The following is a 13,657-nucleotide window of genomic DNA, read 5'->3' as shown; positions in this document are numbered from 1 at the left end:
AACACCCGCCGCGGACGCAACTCACGAATCCGCGCCACCGCCGCATCCCGCCACGACCGCATCTGCTCCAACGGAATCGGCTCACCCGAATACGAACTGTTCCAACCCGAGAAGTCCTCACCGAAACCCACACCGGAATCCAGCGCGTACCGCGACTCATACACCTCGAGCCAGTCCTCGACATGCGCCGCCGACTCCTCCACCACCGGCTCCGCCGACACATCCGGCACCAGATACGCCACCAGCCGACGATCCCCCGGACGGTCCTCCCGCACCGTCACCACCGCCTGCCGCACACCCTCGACCTCGCCCAGCACCGCCTCGATCTCACCCGGCTCGATCCGGAAACCCCGAACCTTCACCTGCTCATCAGCACGCCCCGCGAACTCCAACTGCCCATCCGCACGCCACCGCACCAGATCCCCGGTCCGATACATCCGCTCACCCACACCGAACGGACACGCCACGAACCGCTCACCCGTCAGAGCCGCCCGACCCAGATAACCGCGGCCGAGACCGATGCCGGTGACGTAAAGCTCGCCCAGCACGCCGGGAGGCACGATGCGCAGCTGCTCGTCGAGGACGTAGGTACGAACGCCGGCCAGCGGCGACCCGATCGGGAACGGCTCCGCGGACGGATCACCGAGCGGCGCGCTCAGGGTCACCGAGACGGTCGCCTCGCTGGGCCCGTACGCGTTGATCAGCCGATGCTCCGTTCCCCACCGCCGGACCACCTCGGCCGTCATCGCCTCGCCGCCGGTCATCAGGGCGCGCAGCTCGGGCAGGACCTGCGGTGGCACGGTCGCGAGCACGGGCAGCGGCGCCAGAAAGTGGGTGATGTGGTGGTCACGCACCACCCGGGCGAGATCCTCGCCGATCGGCTGCATCCGCTCGCTCAGCACGAGCGCCGCCCCGGACACCCAGGTCATCGCGAGGTCGGCGACGGCAGCGTCGAAGCTGAGCGACACATACTGCAGGACCCGGGCGCCGGGCACCAGGTCGAGGGCGTCGCGGTGCGCCACCCCGAGGTTCACGAACCCCCGGTGCGGCACCGCGACACCCTTGGGGACGCCGGTGGAGCCGGACGTGTAGATGACGTAGGCCAGCTGCTCGGGTCCCGGCCGTGCCGCCGGACGCGTACCGGGAAGGGTGTCCAGGTCGTCCAGCGCTGGTACGGCGTCGAGGCACAGCAGCGGCTTCGCGTCGTCGAGCATGAACGCGATGCGCTCGGCCGGGTAGCCAGGGTCCAGCGGGAGGAAGGCGCCACCCGCCTTGAGCACCGCCACCACGGCGACGATCTGCTCGACCGAGCGCGGCAGCCGCAGGCCGACCAGCGTCTCGGCGGTGACTCCCCGCTCGATCAGCCAGTGCGCGAGCCGGTTCGACCACAGGTCCAGGTCGGCGTAGGTCAGCGAGTGGCCGCCGTGCTCCACCGCGAGGCTCTCCGGCCGGGTGCGGGCCCAGGCGGCGACGTGGTCGACGACCGTACCCGCGCCGGGCAGCTCGCCGGTACCGGTGCCGGCCGCGAGGATCCGGTCGCGCTCCTCACCGGTCACCAGGCTCAGGTCCCCGAGGCGGCGCCCGGGCTCGGCGGTGGCCTCGTCGAGCAGGCGGATCCACCGGGCCACCAGGTCCTCGACGGTCCGGCGGTCGAACAGCTCGGTGGAGTACTCGACGTCCACCTCGACGCCCGTCGGCGTACCGCTGTCGTCGAAGGACTCGGTGATCATGACGAGCAGGTCGATGCGGGCCGTACCGGTGTAGACCCAGTGCGCGCGGACGTGCACTTCCGGAAGGTCGAAGTCCGCGGCCGGGGCGTTCTGAACCACGAGCGCGACCTGGAACAGCGGCTGGCGGAACGCGGCACGCTGCGGGTTGAGCACTTCGACCAGGTGCTCGAAGGGCACGTCCTGGTTGGCGTACGCCTCCAGGCTGGCACCGCGCACCTGCCCGACCAGTTCGGCGAAGGTGGTCTCCGGCGCCGGACGCGTACGCAGCACGAAGGTGTTGACGAAGAAGCCGACCAGGTCGTCGAGGCCGACGTCCGTGCGTCCGGCCAGGCCGCTGCCGAGCGGAATGTCGCCGCCCGCACCCAGCCGGTGCAGCAGCGCGCTCATCGCCGCCTGGAACACCATGAACGGCGTGGCACCGCATCGGCGGGCCAACAGGCTCACGCGCTGCTGGAGGTCGGCCGGGATCTCGGCTGCCAGGTGCGCACCCGCGAAGGTCGGATGGGCCGGCCGTGGACGGTCGGCGGGTAGCCGGATCTGCTCGGGAAGGTCCGCGAGCCGGCGCTTCCAGTATTCGACCTGACGGGCGAACAGGCTCTCCGGATCGGCTTCGTCACCCAGGAGCTCACGCTGCCAGAGGGCATAGTCGACGTACTGCACCGGCAGCTCCGGCAGCTCCGGCTCGCCTCCCTGGGACCGGGCCGTGTAGGCGAGGCTGATGTCATGCGCCAGCGCGCCCATCGACCAGCCATCGCTGACGATGTGGTGCAGGAGCAGCAGCAGTACGTGGTCACAGTCCGCATCCTCCGCACCGTCCGCTGTCACGTCGAACAGCCAGGCTCGGACGGGAAGCTCGCGGGCGAGGTCGAAGGTGTACCGGGCGGCGGCCAGCAGCGCGGCGTCGAGCTCGCCGGCGGGGACCGCGCGGCTCGTCCACTCCAGTGAGGTCCTGCCGGCCTCGAGGACGACCTGATACGGCTCGCCGTTGTGCTCGGCGAAGATCGTGCGCAGTGACTCGTGCTGGTTCAGCAGGTCGCCTAGGGCGGCGCGGAGGGCGTCCCGGTTCAGGTCGCCCCGCAACCGCAACGCGAAGGCCATGTTGTACGTCGCCGACTGCCCGTCGCGCTTGTCGAGGAACCAGAGCCGGCGCTGCGCGTACGACAGCGGCACGAGCTCGGGCCGCGGCCGCGGGATGAGGGCCGGGCGGGCGGTCACCGGACCGCCGGCCGCGCGCTCGGCCACCAAGGCGAGCTCGGTGACCGTCGGCGCGTCGAAGACCGCGGCGATCGGCAGTTCGACGCCTACCACGCTGCGCAGGTGGGCGAGAAGTCGCACGGCCGCCAGGGAGTGGCCACCGAGTTCGAAGAAGTCGTCGTCGATGCCCACGCGGGGGGCGTCGAGCACCTCAGCGAAGAGGCCGCTGATCACGTCCTCCCACACCGTCCGGGGCGCCCGGTACGCCTCCTCCGGCGCAAGGGGGTTCTGCGTCTGCTGGCTGTACTCGCGGATGTCCATGTGCTTCATCTCTCCCTGCTCCGCGGGCGGAGCGATGTGCGGCTCAGGCGGCGGGGTCGGCGTCCAGGCGGCCGAGGGCCGCGGCGATGACAGGACCGATGTGCAGCAACGGTTCGGCGTTCAACATGTGCGTGTGCCGGCAGTCGGCCGGCTCCAGGACGACCGGGCCCGTGAGGTACGGCCGCCAATGCTCGGGCGTGACCGGGTCCTCGGTGCCGGCCGTCGCGCTCACCAGGAGCGTGGGCGCGGCAACCTCGTGGTACTCCGTCCGGAACTGCAGGATCGTGTTGTTGAGGAAGACCGCCATGAGGGAGCGCATGTCCTCCTCGCTGAGACCGGCGAGAGCGGTGTTCCGGGTGGCGAGCGCGGCCATGGCGCGTTGGTGGTCGAGCGGCTCGTCCGCGTCCTCGAGGTCGTTCACGTCGTAGATGTCGAGCATGCTGCGGTAGACGGCCGACATCGGCGTCGCGGCGGCCGCCTCTCGCACCTCCGCCTCGGACCTCGTGGCCAGCGGGCGTGCGTCCAGCAGCAGCAGCAGCTCCACGGTCTCGCCCCGCTCCTCGAGCAGCGCCGCGATGCGGTGCGCGACCAAGCCACCGAACGACCAGCCGAGGATCCGGTAGGGGCCGTGCGGCTGAATCCCGACCATCTGCCCGAGATGATCCGCCGCCATCTCGTCGATCGAGGACGGCAGCGGCTCATCGCCGAGCAGACCCCGAGCCTGCAGGGCGTAGACAGGCTGCTCGGGGTCTAGGTGCGGGACCAGGCGGGCGTACGCCCAGCCGAGGCCACTGCCGGCATGGATGCAGAAGAGCGGCCGCAACCCGCCGCGGGTACGCAGCGGAAGCACCGTGCCGAACGAGCTGCTCGAGCCCTCGCCGAGCCGCAGGGCGACCGCCTCCGGGGTGGGCGCGGAGAACAGGGTGGCGACGGGGACCTCTACACCGAGCGTGGCGGTGATGCGAGCGACCAGCCGGGCCGCGAGCAGCGAGTGGCCGCCGAGCGCGAAGAAGCTGTCGTCGGCGCCGACCCGCTCCACCCCGAGCACCTCGGCGAACAGACCGCACAGGATCTCCTCCGGCAGGGTGCGCGGCGGACGGCCGACGGCCTGCCCGCTGTAGTCGGGAACCGGCAGGGCCGCATGGTCGAGCTTGCCGTGCACCGTGAACGGCAACCCGTCCAGCGTGACGACCGCGGCCGGCACCAGGTAGTCGGGAAGATGACGGCCGACGTGGTCGCGCAGCACCGCCGGTGTCGCGTCGCCGGTGCCGGAGGGCACGACGTACGCGACGATCCGAACGTCGTCGGCTGTGTCCTCCCGGGCCACCACGGCCGCCTCCCGGACCGACGGGTGCCGGGACAGCACCGCGGCGATCTCACCGGGTTCGATGCGGATGCCACGAACCTTGACCTGCCCGTCCGCGCGGCCCACGAACTCCAGCGTGCCTCGGCCGGTGCGGCGCACGAGGTCGCCGGTGCGGTACATCCGGGCGCCCCGCTCGTACGGGCACGCCACGAACCGTTCCGCGGTCGCGGCCGGCCGGCCGAGGTACCCGCGGGCCAGCCCGGTGCCGGTCACGTACAGCTCCCCGACTCCGCCGGGCGGGACCGGGCGCAGCCGGTCGTCGAGGACGTGCGCGCCGGTGTTGGTCATCGGACCGCCCAGGTGCGGGCGCTCCTCGGCTACCACGCGGCCGGCCAGGACGCTGACGGTGCACTCGCTCGGCCCATACAGGTTGTACGCCGTCACGTCCGGCGCTGCGGCCAGCTCGTCCCACACGGCCGCCGTGATCGCCTCCCCTCCGGAGGCCACGATGCGGGGCCGGTGCCCCGGGCCGGTGAGCAGTCCGGCGTCGAGCATCCGGCTCAGCTGACCGGGCGTTGTGTGGACCATGTCGACGCGGTGGTCGGCGACGTAGCCGACGAACGCATCGGGATCGAGCCGTACGGCGTCCTCGATGAGGTGCAGCTCGTGACCGTCCAGCATGAACAGCAGCGCCTCGACGGAGGTGTCGAACGACAATGCGGCGGTCATCGCCACCCGTAGCCGCTCCGCACCCGCCCCTGCCAGCATCCCGGTCCGGTGCTCCGCCAGCAGGTCGAGTGCGCCTTCGTGGGTGACGAGGACGCCCTTCGGCGTACCGGTCGATCCGGAGGTGTAGACGGCGTACACCGGGTGCGTGGGCAGCAGTTCCCGTGGCACGCTCACGGGCTCGTCGCCGGCCCGGCCGATCCGCACGATCGTCCGGCCGAAATAGTCGCGGATGTCGTTCGGCGCTGTCACGACCGTGGTGACCGCGGCGTCGTCGAGCAGAAGCCGGATCCGCTCGGCCGGCAGCTCCGGATTCACGTAGAGGTACGCCGCCCCGGCCACCGATACCGCGAGCAGGGCGACCAGGGCATCCGCCGAGCGGGGTACCGCCACGGCGACGATCTTCTCGGGACCGGCGCCCACCGTGCGCAATCGCTGCGCCAATGCCTCCGCTGCCGCGCCGAGCTCGGCGTACGTCAGGGTGCGTGTGCCGTCCACGATGGCGGTGTGGCCGGGTGTCCGACGGACCTGCCGTTCCAGGAGTCCGGGCATGGTCCCCGTGGGCACCGCGGCGGTACGGCCGGCGGCCTGCTCGACGAGCTCGCGGTGCTCCGCGGGGCTCAGCAGGTCGACGTGGCCGATCGCTCGGCCGGGATCGGCGACGACCTGCTCGAGCAGCCGCAGCCACCGCTGCACGAGGCGATCCACCGTGGCCTCGTCGAAGAGGTCGGTGCGGTACTTGACCAGGCCGCCGATGCCGGCCGGCGCCCGGTTCGCGCCGAGCCGCTCGACGACGTTGACGGCCAGGTCGACCTTGGCCGCCGTCGCCCCGCTGCCCTGCGGCGTGGCGCTGATCCCGGGCAGCTCCAGGTCCGTCGCCTCCTCGACGGCGGTGAGCATGACCTGGAACAGCGGGTGCCGGGCGGTCGAGCGGTGCGGGTTGAGCACCTCCACGAGGTATTCGAACGGCACGTCCTGGTGTGCGTACGCGGCGAGGTTGGTCCGCTGCACCCGGTCGAGCAGTTCCGCGAAGCTGGGATCGCCGGACGTGTCGGTGCGCAGCACGAGCGTGTTGACGAAGAACCCGACGAGGTCGTCCAGCGCGCCGTCGGCCCGCCCGGCCACCGGGGATCCGATGGGGATGTCGGTGCCGGCGCCCGAGCGGGTGAGCAGGGCGGCCAGCCCGGCCTGGAGAATCATGTACGTCGTCGCGCGGTGCCGCCGGGCGAGCTCCGTGAGGGCGCGGTGCAGGGCCGGCGGGATGTCGAATGCCCGCTGCCCACCCCGGTACGAGATGTGCGCCGGTCGTGGGCGGTCCACCGGCAGCTCGAGCTGATCGGGCAGACCCGCGAGCTGGCGCTTCCAGTAGTCGGTCTCCCGGGTCGTCACGCTCGTCGGGTCCGCGCTTGTGCCGAGCAGGTCCCGTTGCCACAGCGTGTAGTCCGCATACTGCACCGGCAACGGCGACCAGTCCGGGTCCGCGCCACGCCTGCGCGCCGTGTAGGCAGTCATCAGGTCCCGGGCCAGCGGGGCCATGGAGGCACCGTCCCCGGCGATGTGGTGCAGCAGCACGAGCAGAACCGCCTCGGCCGGCTCCGTGTCGGCAGCCTCGATGAGCCAGCCGCGGATCGGCAGTTCGGCCGCGAGGTCGAAGGTGTGACCGGCGGCCTCGGCGACCGCGGCGGCCAGCTCCGCCGCGCTCACCCGGCGGTGTTCCCACGCGACGACGGCATCGGCTGCGGCGATGATCTCCTGCCGCGGCTCTCCCCCGGTAGCCGGGAAGACCGTACGCAGGGACTCGTGCCGGCCGACGACGTCGTGCAGGGCGGCTCGCAGCGCGTCGACGTCCAGGTCACCCGTGAGCCGCACGGTCAGGGGGATGGTGTAGGCGGATCCGGCACCCTCCAGGTGGTCGAGGAACCAGAGCCGGCGCTGGGCGAAGGACAGCGGTATGACGTCCGGCCGCGGTCGTGCGGTCAGCGGTGCCCGGGCCTCGTCAGCCTCGCGCACATGGTGGACCAGGCCGGCGACGGTCGGATCGGCGAACACCGCGCCGATCGGAACCTCCACGCCCAGTTCGCGCCGGATGCGGCTGATGAGCCGGGTGGCGAGCAGTGAGTGGCCGCCGAGGTCGAAGAAGCTGTCGTCGACCCCGACGGAGTCCAGACCGAGCACGTCCGCGAAGAGGCGGCAGAGCAGCGCCTCCTGCGGGTTGCCCGGTTCCCTGCCGCCGCGCAGGACGCCGTAGTCGGGCCTCGGCAGGGCGGAGCGGTCGAGCTTGCCGATAGGCGAGAGCGGCAGGCGGTCGAGCACGACGAACGCGGACGGCAGCATGTACTCGGGCAGCCACGCCCGCAGCTGTGCCCGCAGCTCCCGGTTGAGGTCGATCACCCAGCGGGAACGGGCCGGGCTGCTGACGTACCCGGCGGTCGTCTCCGGCGCCTCGTCCGCCTGGTAGGCCACCACCAGATCCCGCGGGTCACCGGCGTGGAAGAGGACGTCGAACCGGTACGGGTCGGCCGACCACGTCGCCGCGGCGGCGAGGCCGAGCTCCTCACCCACGGCGCACAGCGCGTCCGGGTCCACCGCGTCCTCCGCGTCGGTAAGGCGCCGGTTGGGTACCGCGGTCAGCCGTACGCCGCCCGGATGCGCCCGCACCACATCGCGAGCTCCGGCGAGCGTGCCAGGGGTCCGCGACCACGGGATCCCCGGCCGCCCGGCACCGGCCGCCGGTATGGGCGAGGTGTGCAGCACGACGTCGTACCGGTACGCCGACAGTTCGTTGACGTAACCGAAGCGCTTGAGCCGGATGTCCGCCGTCACGCCCGGGTGCCGCTGGGCGAGATCCGTGAAGAAACCCGGTGCGACGAGCAGTTCCTCCTCGGCGTGCAGCCGCTGCTCGACGAACGCCCGCACCGCCTCCGGTTCCGCGTCGGCCCCCAGCTGCGCGGTGGCGACCCCGGTGAGCAGGTGCCGCAGCAGGTTGACGTTGCGGATGTCGCCGAGGAAGAGGCGGCCGCCCGGCGCCAGCAGCCGCAGGCAGCCCGCGAGGACGTCGTCGAGGTACCCGGCGTGCGGGAAATACTGGATCACTGAGTTGAGGACGATCGTGTCGAAGTAGCCGCCCGGCAATCCGGAGAAGTCCGACGCCGGCTGGGCCCGCAGTTCCACGCCCTCGGCGACGATGCCGCTCAGCCCCTCGACCGCAGCGGCCGAGACGTCGGTTCCCCAGTACGCCTCCACGTGCGGGGCGACCTCGGAGAGGATGAGACCGTTGCCGACACCGATCTCCAGGACCCGGCGCGGCCGCAGGGCGAGGACCCGGCCGGCGGCCTCGGCGCGCCAGGCCCGCATCTCGCCGGCCGGGATCGGCGTGCCGTCGTAGCTGCTGCGCCAGATGCCGAAGTCGTCGCGGAAGCCGCGGGCACCGAGCTGTTCCCGGTAGTTGTCGTCGTACACCTGCTGCCAGGCCGTGGCCTGCTCGTCCTCCAGCGCCCGCTCCCGCTCGTCGATCCAGGTCCGATCGGGCACGACGTAGGCGGCGAGCCGGGGTTCCTCGCCGTCGTCGCGCCGGACCACCACGGCCGCTTCCGCGACGCTGTCCGTCCTGATCAGAGCGGCTTCGATCTCACCGAGCTCGATGCGGAACCCGCGGACCTTCACCTGGTCGTCGGTACGGCCGGTGTAGTGCAGGCCGTCCTCGCGCCACTGCACCAGGTCGCCGGTCCGGTACATCCGGACGCCGTCGGTCGAGTAGGGGTTCGCGACGAACCGCTGGGCGGTCAGCCCGGGACGGCCGAGGTAGCCGCGGGCGAGCAACGGGCCGGCGACGTACAGCTCGCCTACCACGCCCTCCGGCACCGGCATCAGCTGCGGGTCCAGGACGTACGCCCGCACGTTCGGCAGCGGTACGCCGATCGGCGGCGCGGCCCCCTTCCCGGTCACCGTTGCGACGGTGTTCCACACGGTCGTCTCGGTGGGGCCGTAGAGGTTCACCACTTCAGCGCCGACGGCCTGCAATTGCTCGGACAGGCCGGCGGGCAGCGCCTCCCCGCCGACGAGGAGCCGGACCCCGCGCAGGTGCTCGGCGCCCTGGGCCAGCATCGAGCGGTAGACCGAGGGCGTCGCCTGGAAGAGCGTCGCGCCGGCCGATCCGATCAGCGCGGCCAGGGCGGCCGGGTCCCGGGTCACCTCGCCGTCGGCCATCACCACCGTGGCACCGGCCAGCAGCGGCAGGTAGATCTCGACGGCGGCGATGTCGAAGGCGACGGTCGTGGCGGCCACCACTGTGTCCCGGGCCGTCGGCCGCAGGGTGGTCATCATGCCGGCGAGGAAGGCCGTGATGTTCCCGTACGAGACGACGACGCCCTTGGGACGGCCCGTCGATCCCGAGGTGTAGATGACGTAGGCCGCGTCGAGGCTTGTGCAGGGCCGAACCGGGACGAGGTCGCCCTCGTCGTCGGGGTCCGCGTCAGCGTCGTCGGCGACGATGGCCGGTAGCTTCGCCGGAGCCGGCAACCGCGGACCGTCGGCGGCCTGGATCACCGCCACGGGACGCGTGTCCTCGAGCAGATAGGACAGTCGCTCCGCCGGGTGGGACGGGTCCAGCGGCAGGTAGGCCGCGCCGGTCTTGAGAACGGCGAGCAGGGCGGTCACGAGCTCGAGGCCACGCGGCAGGGCGACGGCTACGATGTCGCCCGGCCCGGCGCCGTGCCCGATCAACGCGCGGGCCAGCCGTGCGGCGCGCTGGTCGAGCGTGGCGTACGTCAGGCTCTGCTCCCCGTGGCGCACTGCGACCGCCTCGGGGGTTGCGAGCGCCTGCCGCCGCAGGAGCTCCGGCAGCAGCAGTTCGGGAAGCGGAGCGTCGGTCGCGTTGCGCGTGACGAGCAGATCGGTGCGTTCCGCCTCCGACAGCAGGTCGATGGCGTTCACCCGGATCTCCGGGTCGGCGGTGGCGATCGTGAGCAGGCGGGCGAGCCACGCCGACATGCGCTGCACCGTGCTCCGGTCGAAGAGCTCCGTGGCGTATTCGATGACGCCGCGCAGGCCCGCGGGGCGACCGTCGTCGTCGTGGATCTCCGCGAGACTCAGCATGAGGTCGAACTTCGCCGTGTCGCCCTCGAGCGGGTACGGCTCGAGCGCCACGTCGTGGATGGCCTGCCCGGCCGCCTCGACGTTGTGCAGGTTCAGCATCACCTGGAAGAGCGGGTGACTGGCCAGGGAGCGGGCCGGGTTCAGCACCTCCACGAGGTACTCGAACGGCACTTCCTGGTGGGCGTACCCCTGCAGGCTCGTCGTCCGGACCCGGTGGAGGAGCTCGGCGAACGTCGGGTTGCCCCCGGTGTCGGTGCGCAGCACGAGGGTGTTGACGAAGAACCCGATCAGGTCGCTCAGCGCGTCGTCGGTACGCCCCGCAACGGGTACGCCGAGCGGGATGTCGGTGCCCGCGCCGATCCGGGTCAGGAGGCCGGCGAACGCGGCCTGGAGCACCATGAACAACGACGACCGGGTGGTACCGGCCAGCCGGAGCGCTGCCGAATGCACCTCCGGCCCGACGTCGAACGGGACCCGGTCACCGCGGTAGCCGGTCACGGCGGGCCGCGGCCGGTCGGTCGGGAGCTCGAGCACCCTCGGTATCCCCGTCAGGGAACGCCGCCAGTGATCCAGCTGCCGCGAGATGGGGCTGTCCGGGTCGTCAAGCTTTCCGAACGCCTCGTGCTGCCACAGCGCGTAGTCGACGTACTGAACGGGAAGCGGTTCCCACTCGGGAGCTGTACCGCGCACCCGGGCGGCGTAGGCCGTACCCAGATCGCGCATCATCGGCGCCCGCGAGGAGCCGTCGCCCGCGATGTGGTGCAGCAGCACCACGAGCACCGGTGCGACGTGCGCACCGGCCCGGAACAGCCAGGCCTTGACCGGTGGGGTCGTCTCGAGGGTGAACCGGTAGGCGAGCGTACTCCGGACGGCGTCGGTCAGCGCCTCCGGCTCGACGTCGACGACTTCCAGCCCGATGCCGGCCGCGTCCGCGGGAAGCACCACCTGGTGGGGTTCGCCGTCGGTCTCGGCGAACACGGTACGCAGCGACTCGTGCCGGGCGGCGACGTCCTGTACGGCCGCGGCGAGGGCGTCCACGTCGTAGTCCCCGCCGATGCGCCAGGCGTACGGCATGTTGTACGTCGCGGAAGGCCCTTCCAGCTTGTAGAGGAACCACAGCCGCCGCTGCGCGAACGACAACGGGATCACCGACGGCCGGTCCATCGGAACCAGCGCCGGCCGGCCCGGTGTGGCTCCGGCGGTGCCGAGCCGGGCAGCCAGGCCCGCCACGGTCGGCGTCTCGAAGAGAGCGGTGACGGGCAGCTCGACGCCGAGGACGGTGCGTACCCGGGCGACGAGGCGGGTGGCCAGCAGGGAATGGCCACCGAGGTCGAAGAAGTCGTCGTCGACGCCTACCTCGGCCACGCCGAGCATCTCCGCGAAGAGGCGACACAACGCGGCTTCGTCCGGGCCGGCCGGTTGCCGCCCGCCGCCGCGCGACCACGACGGCTCCGGCAGCGCGCGCCGGTCCAGCTTGCCCGCGGGTGTGCGAGGCATCTCCGGCAGCGTGACGATGACGGCGGGCACCATGTGCTGCGGCAGACGGGCCACGGCCCAGGATCGAAGGTCGCCCTCCGTGACGGGCTCGGTCACGGTGACGTAGCCGGCCAGAACGTCCTTGCGGACCGCCACCGCGGCCCGAGAGACCGCCGGGTGCTCGGCCAGGATCGCCTCGATCTCCCCCGGCTCGATGCGGAAGCCGCGAACCTTGAGCTGGTCGTCGGCCCGTCCGACGTACTGCAGGTTGCCGTCGGGGCGCACGCGGACCCGGTCACCGGTGCGGTACATCCGCGCCGAGGGCTCGAACGGGCAGGCGACGAACCGCTCGGCTGTCCCGCCCGGGCGGCCGAGGTAGCCGCGGGCCAGCGCCGCCCCGGACACGTAGAGGTCGCCCGGTACGCCGGGGGGCACCGGCTGAAGCCGGTCGTCCAGGACGTAGGTGTGGATGCCGGTGAACGGCCGGCCGATCGGCACCGGCCCCGGCGGCAGGTCGTCCTCCGGCGCGATGGTGAAGTCGGTGCAGTTGACGGTGAGCTCCGTGGGCCCGTACGCGTTGACCACGGTCACGTCCGGGTGGGAGCGGCGCCACTGCACCAGCGCTTCGGCGCTCAGCGCCTCGCCACCCAGGATGAGCATCTCAGCGGGCGACCACGGCTCGGGCAGGCCGGCCAGCGAGTCCAGGTGCGAGGGCGTGACCTTGAGCAGCGAGACCGGTACGCCACCGGCCGGTTCGGCCGTCGTCGCCTCATCGAGGGTCTGCAGGTAGACCCGTCCTCCCGCGACGAGGGTCGTGTAGAGGCCGGTCACGGTGAGGTCGAAGGACACCGAGGTGGGTACCAGGCAGGCGCCGCGCGCGGCCGGGTAGTTGCGGGACGTCCAGGCCAGATAATTGGCGAGCGACCGGTGCTCGACCACGACCCCCTTGGGCCGGCCGGTCGAGCCGGAGGTGTAGATGACGTAGGCGGGGTTGGCCATCGCGGTCCGCACCGGCGGGTTGGCGGACGGGTAGTCGCTGAAGTCCCGGCGGAGGTAGTCCTCGTCGAGCACGACGGCCGGTCCCGCGTCCGCCAGCATGGCGTCGACGCGGGCCTGCGGGTAGCCCGGATCGACCGGCACGTAGGCACCCCCCGCCTTGAGCACCGCGAGCATCGCGACGACGAGGTCGAGGGACCGCGGCAGCACGATCCCGACTGTGGACTCGGGTCCGACCCCGTGCTCCACGAGGTGCGCGGCCAGCTGGTTGGCGCGGACATTGAGCTCGCCGTAGGACAGCGTCCGGCTTCCGCGGACGACGGCGACCGCATCCGGCGCCCGGCGCGCCTGGGCCTGGAACATCGCGACGACCGAGTCACGCGGCGGGCTGCCCGGGCGGGTGGTCCGGGCCGCGTCGACGAGCTGTCGGCGTTCGGCGCCGGTGAGCAGGTCGTAGTGGCTGACCGGGCGGTCGGGGTGGCCGGCCACCTGCTCGAGCAGGCGGATCCAGCGGTCGGCGAGGGCCTGCACGGTCTCGCGATCGAACAGGTCCGTCGCGTACTTCAGGAATCCGGAGATGCCGGCCGGCGCCCCCGTCGCGTCCACGCGTTCCCCGACATTGACGGAGAGGTCGACTTTCACCGATTCGAGGTCGACCGGCTGCTCGTCCACCGTCACACCGGGGAGGACGAACGAGTTGCTCGCCTGCTCCTGGCGGACCAGCATCACCTGGAAGAGCGGGTGGTGCGCCAGCGAGCGACGCGGGTTCAAGACCTCGACCAGATGCTCGAACGGCACATCCTGATGCGCGTAC

The 13,657-nt window shown here is 72.0% G+C and carries 2 protein-coding genes; both read right to left on the bottom strand.

Going from position 1 to position 13,657, the window contains the following annotated elements; translation table 11 throughout:
• Positions 1-3,254 (bottom strand): amino acid adenylation domain-containing protein (locus AB0J80_RS38090; RefSeq protein ID WP_364714667.1); only part of this gene is annotated, 3,254 nt, incomplete at its 3' end.
• A 34-nt stretch (positions 3,255-3,288) separates the two neighbouring features.
• Complete coding sequence (locus AB0J80_RS38085) at positions 3,289-13,641, bottom strand: amino acid adenylation domain-containing protein (RefSeq protein WP_364714666.1); 10,353 nt, start codon at positions 13,639-13,641, stop codon at positions 3,289-3,291.
• Positions 13,642-13,657 lie beyond the last annotated feature (16 nt).

This window comes from Actinoplanes sp. NPDC049548, from assembly GCF_040676695.1.
Taxonomy (GTDB): Bacteria; Actinomycetota; Actinomycetes; order Mycobacteriales; family Micromonosporaceae; genus Actinoplanes.
Note: the sequence above shows the minus strand (reverse complement) of the source record. Positions and strands in the feature narration are given on the sequence as shown.